This is a genomic window from Streptomyces acidiscabies (assembly GCF_020010905.1).
GTDB lineage: Bacteria > Actinomycetota > Actinomycetes > Streptomycetales > Streptomycetaceae > Streptomyces > Streptomyces acidiscabies.
This window is the reverse complement of record NZ_JAGJBY010000001.1, coordinates 4,666,222-4,687,147: the sequence shown is the minus strand read 5'-3', so window position 1 is coordinate 4,687,147 and position 20,926 is coordinate 4,666,222. Positions and strand designations below refer to the sequence as shown.

The 20,926-nt window shown below is 70.1% G+C and carries 20 protein-coding genes; 13 read left to right on the top strand and 7 right to left on the bottom strand.

What is annotated here, in order from left to right; translation table 11 throughout:
- Positions 1-345: 345 nt before the first annotated feature.
- Together J8M50_RS21535 and J8M50_RS21530 are read left to right on the top strand one after the other, a co-directional pair.
- A complete protein-coding gene (locus J8M50_RS21535; protein ID WP_141655587.1) occupies positions 346-1,146 on the top strand; it encodes a hypothetical protein in 801 nt (266 codons plus the stop codon).
- Positions 1,147-1,245: 99 nt separating this feature from the next.
- On the top strand, positions 1,246-2,610 hold the full coding sequence (locus J8M50_RS21530) for a S1 family peptidase (protein ID WP_040836750.1): 1,365 nt from the start codon (positions 1,246-1,248) through the stop codon (positions 2,608-2,610).
- Between the two features lie 70 nt (positions 2,611-2,680).
- Here J8M50_RS21530 and J8M50_RS21525 read toward each other — a convergent pair whose 3' ends face one another.
- From J8M50_RS21525 to J8M50_RS21505, 5 genes are all read right to left on the bottom strand, one after another.
- Positions 2,681-2,854, bottom strand: a complete 174-nt coding sequence (locus tag J8M50_RS21525; protein WP_010354490.1) for a hypothetical protein — start codon at positions 2,852-2,854, stop codon at positions 2,681-2,683.
- A 134-nt stretch (positions 2,855-2,988) separates the two neighbouring features.
- Complete coding sequence (locus J8M50_RS21520) at positions 2,989-3,684, bottom strand: L,D-transpeptidase family protein (protein WP_040836752.1); 696 nt, start codon at positions 3,682-3,684, stop codon at positions 2,989-2,991.
- Between the two features lie 115 nt (positions 3,685-3,799).
- Positions 3,800-4,732 carry an SDR family oxidoreductase gene (locus J8M50_RS21515; RefSeq protein WP_010354492.1) on the bottom strand — a complete coding sequence of 311 codons (933 nt, stop codon included), beginning with the start codon at positions 4,730-4,732 and terminating at the stop codon, positions 3,800-3,802.
- Positions 4,733-4,795: 63 nt separating this feature from the next.
- Positions 4,796-5,425 (bottom strand): MBL fold metallo-hydrolase, encoded by a 630-nt coding sequence (locus tag J8M50_RS21510; RefSeq protein WP_010354493.1) that lies wholly within the window; start codon positions 5,423-5,425, stop codon positions 4,796-4,798.
- On the bottom strand, positions 5,425-6,513 hold the full coding sequence (locus tag J8M50_RS21505) for an S-(hydroxymethyl)mycothiol dehydrogenase (protein WP_010354494.1): 1,089 nt from the start codon (positions 6,511-6,513) through the stop codon (positions 5,425-5,427). Before J8M50_RS21505 ends, J8M50_RS21510 begins: the two co-directional genes overlap by 1 nt.
- 113 nt (positions 6,514-6,626) lie before the next feature.
- Here J8M50_RS21505 and J8M50_RS21500 point away from each other — a divergent pair, with 113 nt between their 5' ends.
- Entirely contained in the window at positions 6,627-8,387 is a 1,761-nt protein-coding gene (locus tag J8M50_RS21500; RefSeq protein WP_010354495.1) for an ABC transporter ATP-binding protein, read from the top strand.
- Here J8M50_RS21500 and J8M50_RS21495 read toward each other — a convergent pair.
- The gene (locus J8M50_RS21495; protein ID WP_078480852.1) at positions 8,384-9,085 is read right to left on the bottom strand and encodes a (2Fe-2S)-binding protein; all 702 of its coding nucleotides are present in this window, start codon (positions 9,083-9,085) and stop codon (positions 8,384-8,386) included. The two genes, J8M50_RS21500 and J8M50_RS21495, sit on opposite strands and share 4 nt — an antisense overlap.
- A gap of 198 nt (positions 9,086-9,283) precedes the next feature.
- On the opposite strand from J8M50_RS21495, the gene J8M50_RS21490 reads away from it, so the two are divergent.
- From J8M50_RS21490 to J8M50_RS21450, 9 genes are read left to right on the top strand one after another with little or no spacing between them, the layout of a single operon-like run.
- Positions 9,284-10,252, top strand: a complete 969-nt coding sequence (locus tag J8M50_RS21490) for a FecCD family ABC transporter permease (RefSeq protein WP_010354497.1) — start codon at positions 9,284-9,286, stop codon at positions 10,250-10,252.
- Positions 10,249-11,259 carry a FecCD family ABC transporter permease gene (locus J8M50_RS21485; RefSeq protein ID WP_010354498.1) on the top strand — a complete coding sequence of 337 codons (1,011 nt, stop codon included), beginning with the start codon at positions 10,249-10,251 and terminating at the stop codon, positions 11,257-11,259. Before J8M50_RS21490 ends, J8M50_RS21485 begins: the two co-directional genes overlap by 4 nt.
- Positions 11,259-12,071: an ABC transporter ATP-binding protein gene (locus J8M50_RS21480; protein ID WP_010354499.1), complete on the top strand. Its 813-nt coding sequence runs from the start codon at positions 11,259-11,261 to the stop codon at positions 12,069-12,071. Before J8M50_RS21485 ends, J8M50_RS21480 begins: the two co-directional genes overlap by 1 nt.
- A 32-nt stretch (positions 12,072-12,103) precedes the next feature.
- Positions 12,104-13,135 (top strand): ABC transporter substrate-binding protein, encoded by a 1,032-nt coding sequence (locus J8M50_RS21475; protein WP_010354500.1) that lies wholly within the window; start codon positions 12,104-12,106, stop codon positions 13,133-13,135.
- Positions 13,136-13,177: 42 nt separating this feature from the next.
- Positions 13,178-14,338, top strand: coding sequence for an ATP-grasp domain-containing protein (locus J8M50_RS21470; protein WP_010354501.1), 1,161 nt, complete (start codon positions 13,178-13,180; stop codon positions 14,336-14,338).
- The gene (locus tag J8M50_RS21465) at positions 14,335-15,966 is read left to right on the top strand and encodes an IucA/IucC family protein (RefSeq protein WP_223786236.1); all 1,632 of its coding nucleotides are present in this window, start codon (positions 14,335-14,337) and stop codon (positions 15,964-15,966) included. Before J8M50_RS21470 ends, J8M50_RS21465 begins: the two co-directional genes overlap by 4 nt.
- Positions 15,963-17,129, top strand: coding sequence for an MFS transporter (locus J8M50_RS21460; protein WP_010354503.1), 1,167 nt, complete (start codon positions 15,963-15,965; stop codon positions 17,127-17,129). Before J8M50_RS21465 ends, J8M50_RS21460 begins: the two co-directional genes overlap by 4 nt.
- Positions 17,129-18,826: an IucA/IucC family protein gene (locus tag J8M50_RS21455; RefSeq protein ID WP_010354504.1), complete on the top strand. Its 1,698-nt coding sequence runs from the start codon at positions 17,129-17,131 to the stop codon at positions 18,824-18,826. Before J8M50_RS21460 ends, J8M50_RS21455 begins: the two co-directional genes overlap by 1 nt.
- 5 nt (positions 18,827-18,831) lie before the next feature.
- Positions 18,832-19,989 carry a type III PLP-dependent enzyme gene (locus tag J8M50_RS21450; RefSeq protein ID WP_010354506.1) on the top strand — a complete coding sequence of 386 codons (1,158 nt, stop codon included), beginning with the start codon at positions 18,832-18,834 and terminating at the stop codon, positions 19,987-19,989.
- Between the two features lie 83 nt (positions 19,990-20,072).
- On the opposite strand, the gene J8M50_RS21445 is transcribed toward J8M50_RS21450, so the two are convergent.
- On the bottom strand, positions 20,073-20,378 hold the full coding sequence (locus J8M50_RS21445; protein ID WP_029183960.1) for a hypothetical protein: 306 nt from the start codon (positions 20,376-20,378) through the stop codon (positions 20,073-20,075).
- A gap of 166 nt (positions 20,379-20,544) precedes the next feature.
- Between J8M50_RS21445 and J8M50_RS21440 the strand changes: the two genes are divergently transcribed.
- The gene (locus tag J8M50_RS21440) at positions 20,545-20,913 is read left to right on the top strand and encodes a nuclear transport factor 2 family protein (RefSeq protein ID WP_010354508.1); all 369 of its coding nucleotides are present in this window, start codon (positions 20,545-20,547) and stop codon (positions 20,911-20,913) included.
- Positions 20,914-20,926: the final 13 nt, after the last annotated feature.

Below are 20,926 nucleotides of genomic sequence, written 5' to 3'. Positions count from 1 at the left end.
AATTAGGGGCTCAAGCTACGAACGGTTTCGGCCGCATGTCAAGACATTGCGGGAACGTTGCACCGGTTGGGCCGGGCGGCCAACGGGAGGGGTGGGGTGGTCTGGCGCCGGGTGCGGGTGCGGATGCCGCGCTCGCCGCGCTCGCCGCGCTCGCCGCGCTTGCCCTGCTTGCCCTGCTTGCCCTGCGGAAAACTTCTGGTTCGGGTGGGCCCCGGGGAGCAAGATGGGGGCGTGATCGAGATCGGGTGCGACGAGTCCGGGGCCGATGGGGAGAATCTCGTCGGGGGGAACACTTTGTTTTTTGCTCACGGCAGCGTTGGGGTTTCTGTTGAGGTTGCCGGGGCTGTGATATCCGAGATTCGGGAGCGGATTCGGTCGCCTGCCGAGGAGTACAAGGCGAATCATCTGTTGCGGGAGAAGCATCGGGCCGTATTGGAGTGGTTCCTTCGGACATTGCGCGGGAGCGCTCATGTCGAGTTGGTCAGGAAGGAGTCGTTCCTGGTGGGGCGGGTGGTGGAGGTGTTGGGTGGGGAGGCCGGTGATGCCGAGGTGTTGTTGCGGGAGGGGTTTTCGGGGGGAGCCTGGGAGGATTTTCTGGTGAGCGGGAATCGGCTGCTACGAATGCGGGCCGAGGTCGATGGTGAAGTTCTCGTCCGGGAATTCCTCGGCAGCCTCCATGCGCTGCGGAGTGTCGCCGTGGGGGCTGCGGCGAGGGAAATTCTCGGCACGCTCGCCGGGCAGCAGGACAGGGCCCTCGCTTATCGCGCCTCGATACCGGCCCTGATCCCCGTCCTCGACCCCCTCTTCCCCACCGTCGTCGACACCGCCGCCCACTGGTCCTCCCCCGGCACGCCCGTCCACCTCGTCCACGACCGCCAGACCCTCCTCACCCCGGCCCGTATCGAGTGGATCCGGCAGCGGGCGGAGGAGCGCGGTGTCGCGCTGGCCGGTATGCGCCTCGTGCAGGCCCGTTCGGATCCTCGCGTTCAGCTCGCGGACTTCCTCGCCGGTATCGCACGGAAGATCGCCGGGGACGAGGTGAGCGGGGTCGGGGATCCGGTGCTCGGTGAGCTGCTGCGGCCGTATCTCGGGAGCAGCGGGCTACCTCAGAGGCAACCCGCTGAAGAACCCGGTCACTTGAGGTGAACACCCGTACGGCCGCGTTCGTATGAACAGTGGGCGCTCCTCCACGACCACGGCGCCCCGCGGCGCCCCGCGTCGCGTGTTCGGGTTCGGGAGCCAGGTATGAGGCACGTACGACGACGCACCGTCCGGCGAGTGACACGGCTGGCGGCCGTCGGCGGGGTCCTCCTGGGAGGCGTCATGGTCGCGCAGGCGGCGATGGCGGGCGAGACGCCGAACTCGTCGTCGCTGGTGAGGAGTTCGGCGGATACGGCGGGCCAGACCGGGACCGAGCTGACGAAGAGGCTCGGCACCGCGCGGACGGCGGGCAGTTGGATCGGCGCGGACGGCAAACCCGTCGTCGCGGTCACCGACGACACCGCCGCGGACGAGGTCCGCAAGGCCGGCGCCCAGCCGAAGATGGTCGGCCACAGCATGAACGAACTCAAGGCGGCCACCACGACGTTGAAGGACGCGCCGAGGGTTGCGGGCACGGCGTGGTCGGTGGACTACCGCACGAACAAGGTGGTCGTCCAGGCGGACAGCACGGTGTCGGCGGACGACTGGTCGCGGATGACGAAGGTCGCGTCCGGCATCGGCAGCTTCGTACAAATGGAGCGCACGAAGGGCAAGTTCACCACCCGGGTCAACGGTGCGCTGCCCATCCTCTCGACGAGCGGCCGGTGTTCGGCCGGGTTCAACGTCACCAACGGGCAGCAGGACTTCATCCTGACCGCCGGGCACTGCGGGCCGAACGGTTCGATCTGGTTCGGGAACGACCAGGCGTCGCAGGAGATCGGGCAGACGGTCGACTCCTCGTTCCCGGGCGGCGACTACTCGGTGATCCAGTACGCGAACGGCAAGGCGGGCGAGGGCGCGGACATCGTCGCGATCGGCAACGGGAACGGCGTGAAGATCACGGGCTTCGGTGACCCGGTCGTGGGCCAGCGCGTGTTCCGCAGCGGGAGTACGACGGGGCTGCGCGACGGCCAGGTCACCGCGCTGAACTCGACCGTCAACTACCCGGAGGGCACGGTCACCGGGCTGATCGAGACGAACGTGTGCGCGGAGCCCGGCGACAGCGGCGGCCCGATGTTCTCGGAGGGCATCGCGCTCGGCGTCACCTCGGGCGGCAGCGGGGACTGTACGGCGGGGGGTACGACGTTCTTCCAGCCGGTGACCACGGCGCTCGCGTCGACGAAGCTGAAGCTGATCGTGGCCGCGCGAGCGGACGGCGCGCAGCAGGGCGGCGCGGCGCCGAGCCCCTCCCCCACGCAGGCGGCGATCGCGCCGGGTTCGGCGGCGCCGGGATCGACGACTCCGGTGAACGGCACGTCGCTGGCCTCGAAGCTGACGAATCCGCTGGCGATCGGGCCGGGGCTGCTGATCATCGCGGCGAGCATGGGGGCGTTGTTCTTCACTCGGTATCTGCGCGAGGAGCGGGACCGTAAGGAGTACCAGCGGTATTACGCGGCGAACTGGAGCTGAGGGGGCGGGGCGCGCAAAAGGGCACCCACCGCGTCGGTAGGTGCCCAAGAGGTAAGGGAGGCCGGGGAGTTCAGGCCACGCGGTCCGTCCGGTGCGAGACCGCGGCCCACTCCGTCACCAGCCGCTGATACTCCTCGCGCTGGTCCCCGCGCAAAATCCCGCCCGACCGGAGCCACAGGGCCCTGATCTCCTCGTTGACCTCCGCGGCCGATCGCTCGGTAAGGGGTTCAACAGTGATGGACATGGTGTGAATCTTACGGCGCCGGGGGTGAAGACCGCGTGAGTTAATAGGTTTCATTCCGGGCATATCGGACCGTGTTACTGATCACGTCAACTGCCCGGAACAAAAAGGCGATCCGGCCTCAAAGGGGACCCCTGTCAGGTGCCCGGCTTACGGCCGTAGACGAAGACGTCGTCCCCGTTCCGCAGCAGTGACCAGTACTTCTTCGCCGCCGTGGTCGTCATGTTGACGCACCCGTGCGACCCCGGCGGGTTCCACACGCTGATCCCCACGGAGTGGAACGCCTGGCCGCCGTCGAAGAACTGGCTGTACGGCATGGGCACGTTGTAGATCGTCGACACGTGGTCGATGTGCCGCCAGTAGATCTTCTTCAGCCCCGTACGCGTCTCGAACCCGTCCCGCCCACTGCGCACCGGCACCGGCCCGTACACCAGCTTCTTGCCGTCCTGGATCCAGCTCAGCTGGAGCGTCAGGTTCACACAGGCGATCCGGCCCTTGTTCGTCGGGCACTTGCCGTCCTTGTTGGGATTGCTCCCCACGGCCTTCTGCTTGTTCATGAGATCCATCACGCCCCACGTGACGGACCCCGCGTACCCGATGTTCGGGCTGATCCCGTGCTTGTTCTGGAACGCCCGGATCGCCTTGCAGTCCGCACTGGACTGCTTCCCATCAACCGGCCGCCCCAAAAACTTCTCGACCTGCTTCTGGTACGGCCCCGCCGAGGTCGTACAACTAGCCGCCTGAGCCGTCCCGGCCCCGAGCGCAATCGTGAGCGGCGCCACAAGCCCCGTCACTCCGGCCACGATCGCCGCTCGTCTACGTATGTCCCCCATGCCCTGCCTCCCTCAAGATGTTCCTCGCCTGTCTAGACCCTTCACCGGACACGTCGGTTGTACCCCACATGGGCCTGTGACAGAACAGTGAACTTTCCCTCAGTCGGCAACGGGATCACCGATAGCCGGACACATCCGCCGGTTTCCCCGCGTCCTGGACTTCCACCAGGTAGCGCCATGCGTCGGGGCGGCTTCCGTCGAGGTCGGTGAAGTTGTATTTCTGGGCGAGGGCTCCGCCGGAGAGGGACTGGCCGTTGTAGCGGGAGACGTCGGGGTCGGCCGCTAGGGCGGCGACCGCGCGGCCTACGTAGCGGGGGGTCTCGGAGATCGCGAAGTGGGGGACCTTTTCCAGGGCGTCGCGCCAGTTGTCCTCGCGGACGCCGTAGTGCTCCAGCATGAGTTCGGAGCGCATCCAGCCGGGGGTGAGGACTAGGGCGGTCGCGCCGCGTGGGGCGAGTTCGTGGCCGAGGGCGAATCCCATGCGCAGGACGGCGGACTTGGCTAGGTCGTAGAAGTAGTTGAGGCGGTAGTTGTCGCGGTTGTACTCCGCGGTGCCGTCGGTCATCTCGACGACCAGGCCACCGGGGTGGCGCAGCAGGAGCGGGAGGGCGTGGTGGGAGGTGATGGCGTGCGTGTCGATCGCCAGCCTCAGCGTCCGCAGCCCCTTCTCCAGGTCGTGCTCCCAGACCGGCGCGTCCCACTCGACGAGGTTCTCGGCGCCCCAGATGTCGTTCACCAGGACGTCGAGGCGGCCCTGTTCGGCGTCGATGCGTTCGACGAGGGCCTTGACCTGGTCGGGCTCCAGGTGGTCGGTGGGTACGGCGATCCCCTGGCCGCCCGCTTCGGTGACGAGGTCGGCGGTGTCCTCGATGGTCTCGGGGCGGTCGTACTCGGAGCGCTTCTGCCGGGTGCTGCGGCCGGTGACGTACACGGTGGCTCCGGCGGCGCCGAGTTCTACGGCGATCCCGCGCCCGGCGCCGCGCGTGGCACCGGCGACGAGGGCGACCTTGCCGTGGAGGGGGGTGTCCGGGTTCTCGTTCTGGCTCATGTGTACGAGGGTTCCCGAGAATCCGGACACCTTCTGTCGCCTATTCAAGCGATCTCGCGCTTTTCAGTGCCCCCGCGCGATCCACTCCTCCAGGTGCGGCGCCTCCGCCCCGATCGTCGTCTCGTCCCCGTGCCCGGTCAACACCCGCGTCTCCGCGGGGAGTTCGAGCAACCGGCCCCGGATCGAGTCGATGATCGTCGGGAAGTGGCTGTACGAGCGCCCCGTCGCCCCGGGCCCGCCCGCGAACAGCGTGTCGCCCGTGAAGACGGCACCCAGCGCGGGGTCGTACAGGCACACCGCGCCCGGCGCGTGCCCCGGCGTGTGGATGACCCGCAGGTCCGCGCCGGCCGCCTCGATGACCTGCCCGTCGGCGAGGTGCTCGTCGGGGTCCCGGTCGGGATGCGCGAGCTTCCACAGCGGAAGGTCCTCGGGGTGCAGCCAGATCCGCGCGCCGGTCAACTCCGCGAGCGCGGGAGCCGCGTTGACGTGGTCGTTGTGGGCGTGGGTGCAGATGATCGCCGTCAGCCGCCGATCCCCGACCGCGTCGGCGATGGCCTGCGCGTCGTGCGCGGCGTCGATGACGATGACCTCGTGGTCGTCGCCGACGATCCAGACGTTGTTGTCGACGTCCCAGGTCCCCCCGTCGAGGGTGAACTGGCCGGACGTGACGAGCCGTTCGATGCGCGCGGCCATCAGAGGACCACCACCGAACGCAGCACGTCGCCCTGGTGCATCCGGTCGAACGCCTTCTCCACCTCGTCGAGTTGGATGGTCTCGGTGACGAACGCGTCGAGCGGCAGCCGCCCTTGGAGATGCAGGTCGATCAGCATCGGGAAGTCCCGCGAGGGCAGACAGTCCCCGTACCAGGACGACTTGAGCGACCCACCGCGCCCGAACACGTCCAGCAAGGGGAGTTCGAGCTTCATCTCGGGCGTGGGCACGCCGACGAGGACGACGGTCCCGGCCAAGTCCCGCGCGTAGAAAGCCTGCTTGTACGTCTCCGGATGGCCGACCGCGTCGATCACGACGTCCGCCCCGAACCCGCCGGTCAGCTCCTGGATCGCGGTAACGGCGTCGGTCTCGCGGGAGTTGACGGTGTGCGTCGCCCCCAGCTCGCGCGCCTTGGCGAGCTTGCGCTCGTCGATGTCGACGGCGATGATCCGCCCGGCACCGGCGAGGCGGGCCCCGGCGATGGCCGCGTCCCCGACGCCGCCGCACCCGATGACGGCGACGCTGTCACCGCGTCCGACGCCCCCGGTGTTGATGGCGGCACCGATCCCGGCCATCACGCCGCACCCGAGGAGCCCGGCGACGGCCGGGGACACCGACGGGTCGACCTTGGTGCACTGCCCGGCGGCGACGAGGGTCTTCTCGGCGAACGCCCCGATCCCGAGCGCCGGCGACAGCTCCTGCCCCGTCGAGGCGAGGGTCATCTTCTGCTCGGCGTTGTGGGTGTTGAAGCAGTACTGCGGGCGCCCACGCAGACAGGCCCGGCAGTTCCCGCACACGGCACGCCAGTTGAGGATCACGAAGTCGCCGGGGGCGACGTCGGTCACCCCCTCGCCGACGGACTCGACGACACCGGCCGCCTCGTGCCCGAGGAGGAACGGGAACTCGTCGTTGATGCCGCCCTGCTTGTAGTGCAGGTCGGTGTGACACACCCCGCACGCCTGGATCTGGACGACGGCCTCACCGGGACCGGGGTCCGGGACGACGATCGTCTCGACCCGTACCGGTTCGTCCTTCCCCGGTGCGATGACTCCGCGTACTTCCTGTGCCATGTGCTGACCCTTTCTTTACGTCCCGCCTCCGACCCTACGCGGAAGTGATCACGCCCGGTATCACATCCGGCCGACCGTAGGCTGGTGATGTGTCCGACGAACCGAGGAGAGACGTGCAGCAGACCACTCCCCCCTGGCGCCTGCTCCTCGGGTACGTCCGGCCGCACCGCCGGGCCATGCTCGGCGGAGCGATTCTCTCGCTGCTGACCGGCGCTGCGGGACTGCTCCTCCCCTTGGTGGCACGGGAGTTGATAGCCGACCTGTCCAACGACCGGGCGATCAGCGGGGCGTTGGCTCTGATGACGGGCCTGGTGCTCCTCAACGCCGTGCTGGGCGGCCTGGGTTCGTTCGTCCTGCGCCGCACCGCCGAGTCGGTCGTGCTCGGCGCGCGCAAGGCGCTGTCGTCGTACCTCCTGCGCCTGCGGATCACGGCGGTCGACCGCACCGAGCCGGGTGACCTGATGGCCCGGATCACGTCCGACACGACGCTGTTGCGGGAGGTGACGACGGACTCGCTGGTCGGGCTCGGGACGGGCGGGCTGACGCTGGTGGCGACCGTCGTGGCGATGGGGTTCGTGGACGTGGTGCTGCTGGCGGTGACGCTGGGCGTGGTGGCGTGCACGGCGCTGGTGATCGGCCTGATCGTGCCGCGCATCAACCGCGCGAGCCGCAGGGCGCAGGACGCGGTCGGGGTGATGGGTGCCTCGCTGGAGCGGGTGCTGGGCGCGCTGCGGACGGTGAAGGCGTCGGGCGCCGAGCACCGTGAGGAGAAGGCGCTGCACGCGGCGGCCGAGGAGTCGTGGCGGCAGAGCGTGCGCGCGGCGATGTGGTCGGCGGCGGCCGGGAACACGGCGGGGCTCGCGATCCAGGTGGCGTTCATCACGGTCCTCGCGGTGGGCGGGGCGCGGGTGGCGACGGGCGCGATCGGGATCGGCACGCTGGTGGCGTTCCTGCTGTACGTCTTCTATCTGATGTCGCCGATCCAGGAGTTGGTGGGCGCGGTCGCCCAGTACCAGACGGGCTCGGCGGCGCTGACCCGGATCCAGGAGGCGCTGGACCTCCCCGCCGAGCCGTCGACCCACCCGGCGCCTCTCCCCGCGTCGGACGCCGAACCGGCCTCGGTCACCTTCACGGACGTCCGCTTCCGGTACGCCGACGACCTGCCGTTCGTCCACCACGGGGTGACGTTCTCCGTGCCGCCCCGGGGTATGACGGCGTTCGTGGGCCCGTCGGGCGCGGGCAAGACGACGGTGTTCTCGCTGATCGAGCGGTTCTACGACCCCGAGGAGGGCGTCGTCACGGTCGACGGCCGCCCGCTCGACGACTGGGACCTGTCCGAACTCCGGTCGGCCATCGGGTACGTGGAGCAGGACGCGCCGGTCCTGTCGGGCTCCCTGCTGGACAACCTCCTGCTCGGCAACCCGGACGCGGACGAGGCCGCCGTCCAACGCGTCCTGAAGACAACGAGGTTGGACGACCTGATCGAGCGACTCCCCCAGGGCCTGGAGACGTTGGTCGGTCACCGGGGTACGAAGCTGTCGGGCGGCGAGCGCCAACGAGTGGCGATCGCGCGGGCGTTGCTGCGTCGGCCCAGGCTGTTGATGCTGGACGAGGCGACGTCCCAACTGGACGCGGTGAACGAGGCGGCTCTGAGGGACACGGTCGCGGACGTGGCGCGGTCGACGACGGTTCTGGTCGTGGCGCACCGGCTGTCGACGGTGACGATGGCGGACCGGATCGTCGTGATGGACGCGGGGAAGGTACGCGCGGTGGGCACGCACCGTGAACTCGTTGGCGGGGACCCGCTGTACGCGGAGTTGGCGGCGACGCAGTTCCTGGCGGCGGGGGATTCACCGCCGCAACCGGTGAACTAGCCGAGCCTGCGCAGGCGTTCGGCGTCGGAGGTGCGCGGGCAAGTACCGCACGCCTCGGCCGGGCGTACCGCGTAGAACATGCAGCATCCGGCGCGGGTGCGGGTCGGGTGGCAACTGCCGTCTGCGGCCGTCAAGTTGCGGAATCCGGCGCCTGTCGGGAAGCGGCCGGTCGGGCCGGGGAGGATCTCGCTCGCGGCGCGTATGCCGTCGTCCTCGCGGTCCAACACCCGTCCCAGGTACCAGAGTCCGGAGACGAGGTCGTCGCCGACCATGCCCCACAGTGCTCGTGATCCGCGCCGGGTGAGCGGTGCGAATGCGTCCAGTACGGGTTCCATGTGGGCGGTGAGGGCGTCAAGGAGGTCGTCGGCGAGAGCTTCGGTCGGCCGTACCTCGTAAGACGCCGTCGCGAGGTCGACACGGATGTCCTGAGGCCGGATCAGCGGCACCCGGCGTTCCAGGAACCACGGTCCGCTCATCAGCAGCGCCGCTGACCAGGCGTAGTCGTGGAGGGCGCGGGAGGCGGCGACGTGGCGGGGGACGGTGACGTCGTAGCGCTCGCGGATGCGGTCCGCCTCGGCGTCGACGAACGCGGCGGTGTCGGTGAGGAGGTCGGCGCCGAGGGGTTCCTCGGCCGTCACCCGGACGTCGAGGACGTCGCACAGGGCGGTGACGCGGTGCAGGACGTCGGTGACGGGCATGGGGTGCTCCACACGGGACAAGGTTTCCAGCTCGGGGGTGTTCCCAACCGCGATGTACCGTGTGAAGATCGCAAGAAAGATCACAGTGATTCCACAGCGGTTGAAAACTAAAGGAAGCCTAACCTAAGCTCACCGCTCGTGACTGCGACTCATCGGGACACACCACCTCCAGGTGTGTCCTCCCGTGCCTTTCGGCACATGTCCCTGTTCCTGCTGGGAACCGCCGCGTTGGTGCTGTGCACCGCGCTGAGCCTCGCGCTCGGCGCCCGTTCCGTCCCTCTGTCGACGGTGGCGGACGCGCTGTTCGGCGACGCGCACGGCCGTGACGCGCTGGTCGTGACGGGCCTGCGCCTGCCGCGCACGGTGATCGGCCTCTTCGTCGGCGCCGCGCTCGGCGTCGCCGGTGCGGTCGCGCAGGGCGTCACCCGCAACCCGCTCGCCTCGCCGACGACCCTCGGCATCAACGCGGGCGCGGGGTTCGCGGTCGTGGTCGCGATCTACGCGCTCGGGCTCGACAATCCGGTGGAGTACGTCTGGTTCGCGTTCGCCGGCGCGGCGGCAGCCGCCCTCTTCGCGCAGGCCCTGGCCCGCCGCTCGGGCGACATCGACCCCGTACGCCTGGCACTTGGCGGCACGGTCCTCCAACTGGTGCTGATCTCCTGGACGTCGGCGGTGATGCTCCTCAACCAGCGCACGCTGGACGAGGCCCGCTTCTGGCTGGCCGGCTCGCTCGCGGAGCGTCCGCTGTCCGCGCTGTGGCAGGTGCTGCCGACGCTGGTCCTCGGCCTGGTCGTCGCCCTCGCGGTCTCCCCCGCGCTCAACACCCTTGCGCTGGGCGACGATTCGGCGGCGGCGCTCGGCGTCCCGGTCGGGAAGGTACGGCTCGCGGGCGGTATCGCGGTCGTCCTGCTCGCGGGGTCCTCGGTCGCCGTCGCGGGTCCGGTCGCGTTCATCGGACTGGCCGCGCCGCACCTCGTACGCCCCTTCCTGGGCAGCGACCACCGGCTCCTCGTACCCGGCTGCCTCCTCGCGGGCCCGATCCTGCTGCTCTCCGCCGACGTCCTGGGCCGGCTGGTGATCCGCCCCTCGGAGCTCGAAGTCGGCATCGTCACCGCCTTCTTGGGCGCCCCGCTGCTGGCTCTCCTCGCGCGGAAGGTGACCCGATGAACGCCTACCGCAGGCGCGTCCTGCTCTTCGCGGGGACCGGCCTCGTCGCCCTCATCGTCCTGCTGGCCGTGTCGCTGGCGACCGGCACGATGTCCATCCCGGCCGGTACGGCGCTGCGCGCGCTGGTCGGGCTCGGGGACTCCGGTGACGTCCTGGTCGTCCAGGAGTTCCGCGCGCCCCGGGCGTTCGCGGCGATCGTCGCGGGTGCCGGGCTCGGCGCGGCCGGGTGCGTGCTGCAACGCCTGTTCCGCAACCCGCTCGCCTCGCCGGACGTCATGGGCGTCACCGGCGGCGCGTCCCTCGGCGCGGTGTCGCTGCTCGCGGCCGGTGCCTCGCAGACCCTGATCCCGCTCGGCGCGCTCGGCGGCGGCCTCCTCGCGGCGCTGCTGCTGGGCGTCTTCAGCTGGGGTTCCGGGCTCTCGGTCACCCGCCTGGTCCTCACCGGCCTCGCCGTGCAGGCGGCGCTCGCGGCGGCCGTCAACCTGATGATCGTCCGCTTCCCGGCGGAGCTGGCCGGATCGGCGCTCCAGTGGACGACGGGTTCGGTGTACGGGCGGACGTGGACCGAGGTGTGGGGCGGTACGGCGGCGATGGTGCTCGCGCTCGCCGTGGCGCTGGTGATGAACCGGCGGCTCGCGGTACTCGACCTCGGGGACGACTCGGCGGGCGCGCTCGGCCTCAACACGTCCCGCACGCGACTCCAACTCCTCGTCCTGGCCGTCGTGTTGGCGTCCCTCGCCGCCGCGCTCGCCGGGCCCGTGACGTTCGTCGCGCTCGCCGTGCCACACATCGTGCGGTTCCTGACGGGACCTCCTACGGCCGTGACGCTCGCGCTGGCCGCGCTCACCGGCGCCGTCCTGCTGCTCGGCTCCGACCTCGTCGTCCAGCACCTCCTGCCGGTCGAGGGGCTGCCCGTCGGCGCGGTCACCGCGACCCTCGGGGCGCCCTGGCTGCTGGTGCTCATGCTCCGCCAGTCCTCGCCCGTGAACGTGAAGAGGAACTCCTGATGACCAACCAGCTCACCACCGAGGGCCTCGCACTGCGTTACGGCGACCGGACGATCGTCGACGGCCTCGACCTCACGATCCCCGGCGGGGCGGTCACGGCGATCGTTGGGCCCAACGCGTGCGGAAAATCAACCCTGTTGAGGGGCCTGAGCCGCCTCCTCGCACCGGCCGCCGGGACCGTCACGCTCGACGGCTCCGACATCCACCGCATGGACGCGCGGACCCTGGCCCGCCGGATGGGGCTGCTGCCCCAGCAGCCGGTGACCCCCGAGGCGATCACCGTCGAGGCGCTCGTACGGCTCGGCCGCTACCCGCATCAGCGGCTGCTGAGCCCCTGGTCGGCCGCCGACCAGAAGGCTGTGGACGAGGCTCTGGAGCGGACCGGCACGACGCCGCTGCGTGACCAGCCCGTCGACCGGCTCTCCGGCGGGCAGCGTCAACGCGCCTGGATCGCGCTCGCGTTGGCCCAGGACACGGAGCTGCTTCTGCTGGACGAGCCGACGACCTTCCTCGACCTGCGTCATCAACTCGACGTCCTCGACCTGGTGTCCGCCCTGCACGCGGACGCCGGGCGGACCGTCGTCATGGTCCTCCACGACCTCGGGCAGGCCGCGCGGTACGCCGACCACATGGTCGTCCTCAAGGACGGCCGACTCGCCGCCGCCGGGGCGCCGTCCGAGGTGCTCGACGCGGAGCTCGTGAAGTCCGTGTTCGACGTCGACTGTCGGATCGTTCCCGATCCGGAGACCGGCACGCCGCTGGTCATCCCGAAAAGCAGCGCGGCGCGGCATACGGCCGCTTCGCGCGACTGAACTCATCTCCCCTACAAGAAAGTTCACCCCCCATGTTCACCATGCGTTCCTCCCTGCGCGGAATCGGCCGTCTCAAGGCCGTTCCGGTCGCTGTCGCCCTCGGTGCGGTCGTGCTGACCGGTTGCGGCAGCAGTGACAGCGGAAACGATTCCCCCAAGGCCGACGCCTCGGCCGCCGGCGACTCCGCCGGGTTCCCCCGGACCGTCAAGACCGCCATGGGCGACGTCAAGATCCCGGCCAAGCCCAAGAGAGTCGTCGTGCTCGATACGGGTGAGCTGGACGACGTGACCCTCCTCGGCATCGATCCCGTCGGTGCCGTGCCTCCCCACTTCAAGACCGAGGGCGGGTTCCCGACGTACCTCAAGGGCGAGTTGGGCGGGACCCAGGATGTCGGGCCGCTGCTTGAGCCCAACCTGGAGAAGATCGCCTCGCTGAAGCCCGACCTCATCCTGTCGTCCAAGGTTCGGCACGAGAAGATTTATGACAAGTTGAGTGCTATTGCGCCGACCGTCTTCACGGAGACGACCGGTGGGGTGTGGAAGCAGAATCTCTCCGTTCACGCGCAGGCGTTGGGGTTGGAGTCGGAAGCCGCCGCCGCGCTGAAGAAGTACGAGACTCAGGCCGCTGCCCTCGGGGCCGAGATCAAGAAGAAGGACGGGGGGAAGATGCCCGTCGCTTCTGTCGTGCGGTTCATCGCCGGTCCTACCCGGCTCTACCAGACCAACTCCTACAGCGGGATCGTGCTCAACGACATCGGTTTCCGGCGGCCCGCTTCCCAGACGTCCACCGACCCCACGGTGACGATGAAGGACGTCAGCCCCGAGCAGATCGATCAGGCCGATGCGGATCTGATCTTCGTGACAACCGCCGACACCCCGGACAAGACCCAGGAGAAGCAGGTCACGTCCAACCCCGTGTGGAAGGACCTGCCGGCGGTCAAGGCGGGCAAGGTGTTCAACGTCCCGGACGAGACGTGGATGTCCGGGATCGGCGTCCAGGCCGCCGAGCAGATGCTGAAGGACGTGGCGAAGGCCACGGGGGTCACGCTGCCCGCCGCGCAGTAACCACCCCACCGCACCCCCCACTTCAGCGGAAGCCCCCCACCTATGCGTCTGTATCTCCTCGCCCTCAACCCCACCGATTCCGTCACCGACGGATTCCTTCCCGCCGCCGCCCGGCTCGGGATCGAGGTGACCGTTCTGACCGATCGGCCCGACTCCTACGCCGGGCTGGATGTGCTGGCCTGTGATGTGCGGGACTTCCGGGACGTCGTCTCCCGGATCTCCCGGCATCACCGGCCCGACGGGATCTTCACCAACAGCGATCACCTCCAGACCCAAGCCGCCCTCGCCGCCTCCTACTTCGGGCTTCCCGGGAAGGACTGGCGGGCCGCGTTGCGGTGCAAGGACAAGGCCGAGATGCGGCGGCAGTTGGCTGCCAGTGGGCTCGATGCCGTCTGGTCCGCCGAGATTTCCTCGCCTGTCGCCCTGGACGCGCCTTACCCCTGTGTGGTCAAGCCGCGTGAAGGGGTCGCCAGTGAAGATGTCGTTCTGGTGGGCGGGCCGGAAGAGTTGGTGGCTCGGTCCGAGGAGATCTTCGCCCGGCGGCCCGGGAGTGTGCTCGTCGTCGAGGAGTATCTGCCCGGCGAGCTGTACACGCTGGAGACTCTTGGGGACGGGCACATCCTGCACGTGCTGGGCGGGTTCCATACCGAAGTGTCGCCGCCGCCCTTCTTCATCGAGGAGCGGATGACGTTCGTTCCGGCGCATCCCGAACCGGTCGTCGAGCAGGTGCTGGCTCAACTGGACGCCCTGGGCGTCGGGTTCGGGATCTGTCACACCGAGTTCGTCGTGCACGAGGGGCGGGCTCGGATCATCGAGGTCAATTACCGGGCCATCGGCGATCAGTGCGATCTGTTGCTGGCCCGGTTGTTGGGTGTGCCTCTCTTCGAGCACGTCCTTCAGGTGCACTTGGGGGCTCGCCTGCCCGGTGACCTCGGCGTCCGGCGTGACGGTGCCGCACGGCTCGACTACCCCTGCGCCGATCGGGAGGGCACGCTCGTCTCGGCTCCCGAGGCCATCGAACTCGACGTGGACGGCGTGCACTTGACGTACCGTCCGCTGCGGCCGGTCGGTACGACGCACCCCCTCTATCGAACCAACCGTGACTACCTGGGAGTTCTCCGGGCCACCGGCACCGACCAGGCGACCGTGGACCGTGTCTCGGCGGAGTTCCTGGCCGCACGGCGCTGGGAGATCGAGGCGTGAGCGGGGACTTGGGGCGAGGAGCGCCTGCGGGCGCGGAGTTGTTGCTGCGGGTCCTGTCCGCGTTCCTCCGCGAGGACGTCGTGGGGCTGCGGACCCACGGCACCCTGGAGGAGCACCCCGACGGTCTCTGGCTCCGCCGCGCCGGGCTGTCGCTCCCGGTCGAGACCGACGGCTTCCAGAGCGACCACGCCGCCCGGCTCCCCCTGCTCGTACGGGACGGCGGCGCCCGACTGACCTCCTACGACACCGTCCTCGCCGCCCTGCGCGACCTCGCCGACCCCGAGGACCGGGCCGGGTTCGACGCGTTCGCGGAGGAATACCGGCAGACGGCGGAGACGGTCCGGCTGCACGAAGAGACGCGGGCCCCGGTACTGGCCTCGCTCGCCGAGCGGTACGGCGCCGATCCCGCCGACTGGCCCACGCTCGCCCTCGACACGCTCGCCGCCCGTCTCGACCACCCGGTGTATCCGACGGCACGGGGACGCGCGGGCCTCTCCCCCGAGCAACTCCGGCTGTACGCCCCCGAGTTCCACCCCCGCTTCACCCTGAGGTGGGTCGCGGTCCCCCGCGGGACGGTCACCCTCAGCGGCACGCTCCCCGGGGTCTGGCCGACGCTCGCCGCGCTGGGGCTGCCAGAGTTGACGGACACTCATATCGCGTTCCCGGTCCACCCGTTGACCGTGGACGCCATCCCGCCGGAAACCGGCGCGGTCCTCTCCGACATCCCGTACCTGGACGTCGTCCCCACCCTCTCCATGCGTACCGTCGCCGTCCTCGACGATCCCTCCCTCCACCTCAAACTCCCGCTGGCCACCTCGACGTTGGGGCTGCGCAACAAGCGCTCGATCAAACCGGGCACGCTGGTGGACGGCGCTGCGGGACAGCGGCTCGTGGAGTCGGTGCTGGAGCGTGAACCCCGGTTCCGGGACAGCGTGTTGCACGCCGACGAGACGACGTACGCGCACGCCGGGCACGAGTTGCTGGCGGTGCTGTGCCGTCGGCAGCCGAGCGAGACGGCCGTACCGCTCGCCGCGCTGCTTGCGGAGGCGCCGGGTGGGCGGCTGGTGGTCGACCATCTCGCGGAGCGGTACTTCGGGGGTGACCGACTCGCCTTCTTCGACGCGCTGTTGACCCTGCTGTTCGACTGGCACACCACCCTCTTCGGGTACGGCGTCGCCCTGGAGTCGCACCAGCAGAACGTGTCGGTGGTGCTCGAACCGGGGCGGATGAAGCTGCTGTTCAAGGACAACGACGGGCCGCGCGTCAACACCGGGCGACTCTTCGAGGTGCCGGCCTTCGACGACCCTCGTACCTTCACCACGGACGACGGGCCGATCGCCGACGTCTTCACGACCATCACCCTCCATCTCTGCGCGGGCGCCTACGCGTTCGGGCTCGACGACCCCGATCTCCTCGACCTGGTCCGGGAGCGGCTCGCCGAGGCCGTCGAGCGGCTGGGCGGGGACGCGGGTGCCGTGCTGCGGAAGCGGGTTCTGGAGGCTCCCCGGCTGCCGGTGAAGGCGATGGTGTCCGCCGGGACGCTGCTCGCCAAGGAGCGGTCCGGGGCGGCCGACGTGAACAAGCACTACACCGACGGGCCCAACTACCTTGTGGGGAAGGGCTCATGAGCGCCGGGTTCGGGCGGGCTCAGGTGTACGCGGTGGCGGGGTGTTACTTCGTCGCGTCGTTCGCCGCGCTGGGGCTGCCGCCGTATCTCACCGAGATTCTCCCGGAGTTGGGGGATCACGAGGCTCGCTGGGCCGGGGTGCTGTATGTCGTGCCGACGGTGTTCGGTGCGCTGGGGGCGCCCTTGTGGGGGCGGCTCGCCGACCGGTTCGGGCGTAAACGGCTGTTGCTGCGGGCCCAGTTGGGGCTCACGCTGTCGTTCCTGCTCGCCGGGTGGGCGGACTCGCTGCTCACGTTCACGCTGGCGCTCGTCCTCCAGGGCATCCTGGGCGGGACGTTCGCCGCGTCCAACGGCTATCTGGGCGCGGCACTTGAGGGGCCCGCGCTGTCGCGGGCGCTCACGCTGATGCAGGGCAGTGCGCGGGCCGCGCTGGTCGTGGCGCCGATCGTGGTCGGTTCGCTGTCGGGGTGGCTGTCGCCGCACCGGCAGTACGCGCTGCTGGCCGTGCTGCCGCTGACGGCCGCCGTGCTGCTGGCGCTGCTGCCGGAGCCCGAGCCGGGTCAACAGGCCGTGCGCCGGGCCGAGTCGGCCGTCGAGCACACGCCGGTCGTGTCCCTGCGGGTGCTGTACACGCTGGAGTGCGCGTTCGTGTTCTCCACCGTCATCTCCTTCCCCTATCTGATCTCCCTGGTCGACGAGCGGGTGCCGGGGACGTCGTCGGCGCTGTCCGGCGTGCTGTTCGCGCTGCCCCATCTCTGTTATCTGGTCGCGGCGTTGCCGGTGCACTCGGCGTTCCGGGACCGGCCGCTCGGCGGGCTCGCGCTGGGGTTCGTGCTGATCGCGCTGGGGCTGGCCGGGCACGGGGTGGCGGGGTCGCTGACCACGTTGATCCTGGTGCGGCTCGTGCTCGGCGCGGGGCTCACCCTCGGGCTCGTCTGTCTCTCCGTCCTCGCCGCCGACTGCGCCCACGGGCGGGCGCCCGGCGGGATGTTCGGGTCGCTGGAGTTCTTCTCCAAGGCCGGCGCGGTCGCCGCCGGTGTCGCCGCCGCCGTGGGCAGCGCCCGCTACGGTCCGGCGGCCCCCGTCCTCACCGGTGGCGCCGCTGCGGCTGTCACCGCGCTCGCGGTCCTCTTCCTCGCACCACGTACTCGCTGGAGCCGTTGATGCACTCCCTCACAGCCTCCACCCCCGTCGAACTCCCCACCGCCGACCGGGCCGTGGCCCACACCCTCCTCAACTGCCTGCTGCGCGAGGTGTCCGGGCCCGAGCACCAGAGCGTCGTCGACGACGGTCATCTACTGCTGCGCCTGCCTCGCCGGGGTGCTCTCCTCCGCGTCGCCCTGCGCCGGACCTCTCTCCTCGGCGCCCACCGGTTCGCCGGGCCCGTCGCCGAGCAGCAGGGGGACGGGTGGGCGGAGATCGACTGGCGTCGGCTCGCCCAACTCACGCACGACGAGCTGTCGCTCAGGACCGGCGTACGGAACGAGGAGTTTCTCGCACAGGTCGTGTCCAGTCACGACGCGATCGAGTCGGCGCTGACAGACGTACACGGCAAGGGCGTTGACGATCCTTACCTCGCCTCCGAGCAGTCGTTGTTCTTCGGGCATCGGTTCCATCCGACTCCCAAGGCGCGGACCGGGGACGCTCGTGACTGGGCCGCGTTCGCGCCGGAGGCCAGTGCCGTGTTCCCGCTCCGCTACCTCGCCGTACGGCCGGAGTTGATCGCCGGGGACAGCGCGGAGGCGTGGGCCACCGAGGCGTTGGACGGGCTGCGGGAGGTGCCCGAGGGGTACCGGCTGCTGCCGGTGCACCCTTGGCAGTACGAGTATCTGCGGGAACACCCCTTGCTGCTGGCCGCGTTGGAGCGCGGTGACGTGGTCGACCTCGGTACCGGGGGCCGGGAGTTCGCGGCGACGGCGTCCGTGCGGACCCTGTACGACGGGGAGACGTTCCTCAAGTTCAGCCTGAACGTGCGGATCACCAACTGCCTGCGCAAGAACAGCAGTTACGAGCTGACCGGGGCCGTCGAGCTGACCCGGATGCTCGCGCCCGCGCTCGCCGACCTCGCGGAGCGGTTCCCCGGGGCCGCCGTGCTGCGTGAACCCGCCTACCGTTCCCTCGCGTTGCCCGGCCCCGACGGTGCGCCCGACCGCGATCTCCTTGAGGGCTTCGGGGTGATCGTCCGTGAGGGGCTGCCCCGGCGGCTGGCTCCCGGGACCACCGCGCTCCTCGCGGCGGCCGTCGCCGACGAGTTCCCCACGAGCGGCGCGCAGATCTCGCGGCTCCTGCCCGACGGGGCGCCCGCCACGGCCCTCGCCTGGTGGTCGGCGTACCTCGATCTGCTGCTCCCGCCCGTCCTCGCCGCGTACTTCGACCACGGGCTCGTCCTGGAACCCCACCTCCAGAACGTCCTCGTCTGCGTCGACGCGACCGGGATGCCCGCGCAGGTCCTCTTCCGCGATCTGGAGGGCACGAAGCTGCTCCCCGAGCACCACTCCGACACCCTCGCCGCGCTCCCGTCGGACGTCGCGGGGCCCATGACGTACGACGCGCTGCGCGGCTGGGACCGGGTCGTGTACTGCCTGTTCGTCAACCACGTCGCCGAGCTGCTCGCCGCCCTCGCCGATCTCCACCCGTCCCTGGAGGGCGAGTTGTGGGCGCGGGTGCGGGGCGCGATCGAGGGGTACGCCACGCGGCACGGCTGTCCGCCGAGGCTCGCCGCGCTCCTTGCCGGGGTGCCGTTGCCCGCGAAGGCGAATCTCCTCACGCGGTGGGAGCGGAAGGCGGACCGGGAGGCGGGGTATGTGCGGTTGGCCTCGCCGTTGGCGGAGTCGATCCTCGCGGGGAGTGTGGGCCGGTGAATCGGGTGCATGAGTACGCGTTGGGCCTTTCTGCCGGGGAACTCCCTTCGTACGTCTACGACTTGGCCGCTTTGCGCGAGCATGCCGCCGCCGTCCGGGATGCGTTGCCCTCTCGGGTCGAGGTGTACTACGCCGCCAAGGCCAATCCCGAGGCGGAGATCCTGGCCGCGTTGGGGGCGTACGTCGACGGGTACGAGGTGTCGTCCGGGGGTGAACTCGCCCATGTGGCGCGGGCGGTGCCCGGTCGGGCCTTGGCGTTCGGCGGGCCCGGGAAGACGCCGGACGAGGTGCGGGCCGCGCTGGACGCCGGGGTCGAGCGGTTCCATGTCGAGAGTGAGTACGAGCTGGCGATGCTGGCCGCGTTGGCGGGCGGGCGGCGGGTTTCGGTGCTGCCTCGGGTCAATCTGGCTGTGCCGGACGGGGCGTTGACGGGCAGTCAGCTCGCGATGGGTGGGCGGCCTACGCCGTTCGGCATGGATCCCTCGCGGGCGGCGGCCGTCGCGCGGGGGCTCGCCTCAGGGGCGTACGGGAATCTCGAACTCGTCGGCGTGCACGCGCACTTGGCCAGTGGGCTCGACGCCGAGGCTCAGGTCGCCGTCGCCGGGGCCGTCGTGGAGTGGGCCACCGGGATCGGGGTTCCGCTGACCGAGGTCAATGTGGGTGGGGGGATGGCCGTCGACTACAGGGACCCTGAGAGTCGGTTCGACTGGGTGGCGTACGGGAAGGGGCTGGGCGAAATCGCCGACGCTCACCCCGAGTTGACGTTGCGGATCGAGCCGGGGCGGGCGCTCACCGCGTACTGCGGGTGGTACGTCACCGAGGTGCTGGACGTGAAGCGCAGTCACGGGGAGGAGTTCGCGGTCGTGCGTGGGGGGACCCATCATCTGCGGACGCCTGCGACGAAGGGGCACGATCAGCCGTGCGTGGTGTTGCCGGTGGAGGAGTGGGCGTATCCGTGGCCTCGTGCCGCTGCTTCCGGTGAACTGGTCACGCTGGCGGGGCAGTTGTGTACGCCGAAGGATCTGCTGGCGCGGGGTGTTCCGGCGGGTGGGGTGCGGGCCGGGGATCGGGTGGCGTTCTCGATGGCCGGGGCGTATGCGTGGAACATCTCTCACCACGAGTTCCTGATGCATCCGCGGCCGGGGTTCCACTTTTTGCGCTGAACTCTCTGCGTTGAACTTCCGCGTCGGGCATGGCGCGAGGGCCGCCCGGAGGTCTCTCCGGACGGCCCTCGTCGCGTAGCCGTTCAGCCCTCGATGGCCGGGACCATACCCGTCACCGGGGCGGCGAGGTCGGTGAGCTGGTGCAGCTGGCCCAGCTCGTTCGGGATGCCGCCCAGCTTCTTCACCTCGCTGACCTGGCTGGACACGCGCGGCATCTCGTCCCGGTGTTCGGCGGGGATGTCACTCATGGCGAGGTCGTCGAGCATGGCGATCGGGTTGAGCTTGCCGTCGTCCGGAACAACGTCCGCGGCGTTCGCCATCGGGGCGGCGAAGCCGGCGACACCGGCGGCGAGAGCGGCGGCGGCAAGCATGCGTCGAGTCGAGATCATGCCCTCCCCAACGCGCCGGGCACCCGGCCGGTAACGGGTGGTGACCGGCGCTCACCCGACAGGCTGAGCGGTTGCCGGGAGCCGCGGTGCGGAGGACGCTCGTAAGGGTGGGGGCCCTACGGCCCGTCCCCGTCTCGGCCCGCGGCCCTCCCAGGAGGTCATCACCATGGGCACCACCTTCGACACCGACACCCTGCGCCGGGGCATCGAGGAGTCGACCAGCTCCGAGACGCTGTTGTCGCTGTACGCGGACGACGCGGAGATCCACGTGATCGACCACAACACCCAACCCAGCCACCCCCTCGTCCTGCACGGCCGCACCGAGATCGCCGCGATGCTCAACGACGTCTACAGCCGCGACATGACCCACAAACTCGAACACTGCGTCGTCCAGGGCGACGAACTCGCCTACACAGAATCCTGCCGCTACGCCGACGGCACCCGCGTCCTCGCGGAGTCGGCGGTCTCCCTCCGGGACGGCAAGATCGTCCGCCAGACGATGATCCAGGCATGGGACGAGGAGAACACCGGCTGAGCCTCGGCACTCC

Coding starts and splice junctions, on each gene's coding strand:
- J8M50_RS21470 (WP_010354501.1), top strand. CDS start 13,178: ATGCGTCTGTATCTCCTCGCCCTCAACCCCACCGATTCCGTCACCGAC.
- J8M50_RS21445 (WP_029183960.1), bottom strand. CDS start 20,378: ATGATCTCGACTCGACGCATGCTTGCCGCCGCCGCTCTCGCCGCCGGT.
- J8M50_RS21520 (WP_040836752.1), bottom strand. CDS start 3,684: ATGGGGGACATACGTAGACGAGCGGCGATCGTGGCCGGAGTGACGGGG.
- J8M50_RS21475 (WP_010354500.1), top strand. CDS start 12,104: ATGTTCACCATGCGTTCCTCCCTGCGCGGAATCGGCCGTCTCAAGGCC.
- J8M50_RS21460 (WP_010354503.1), top strand. CDS start 15,963: ATGAGCGCCGGGTTCGGGCGGGCTCAGGTGTACGCGGTGGCGGGGTGT.
- J8M50_RS21525 (WP_010354490.1), bottom strand. CDS start 2,854: ATGTCCATCACTGTTGAACCCCTTACCGAGCGATCGGCCGCGGAGGTC.
- J8M50_RS21490 (WP_010354497.1), top strand. CDS start 9,284: ATGTCCCTGTTCCTGCTGGGAACCGCCGCGTTGGTGCTGTGCACCGCG.
- J8M50_RS21485 (WP_010354498.1), top strand. CDS start 10,249: ATGAACGCCTACCGCAGGCGCGTCCTGCTCTTCGCGGGGACCGGCCTC.
- J8M50_RS21515 (WP_010354492.1), bottom strand. CDS start 4,732: ATGAGCCAGAACGAGAACCCGGACACCCCCCTCCACGGCAAGGTCGCC.
- J8M50_RS21440 (WP_010354508.1), top strand. CDS start 20,545: ATGGGCACCACCTTCGACACCGACACCCTGCGCCGGGGCATCGAGGAG.
- J8M50_RS21530 (WP_040836750.1), top strand. CDS start 1,246: ATGAGGCACGTACGACGACGCACCGTCCGGCGAGTGACACGGCTGGCG.
- J8M50_RS21480 (WP_010354499.1), top strand. CDS start 11,259: ATGACCAACCAGCTCACCACCGAGGGCCTCGCACTGCGTTACGGCGAC.
- J8M50_RS21455 (WP_010354504.1), top strand. CDS start 17,129: ATGCACTCCCTCACAGCCTCCACCCCCGTCGAACTCCCCACCGCCGAC.
- J8M50_RS21505 (WP_010354494.1), bottom strand. CDS start 6,513: ATGGCACAGGAAGTACGCGGAGTCATCGCACCGGGGAAGGACGAACCG.
- J8M50_RS21495 (WP_078480852.1), bottom strand. CDS start 9,085: ATGCCCGTCACCGACGTCCTGCACCGCGTCACCGCCCTGTGCGACGTC.
- J8M50_RS21510 (WP_010354493.1), bottom strand. CDS start 5,425: ATGGCCGCGCGCATCGAACGGCTCGTCACGTCCGGCCAGTTCACCCTC.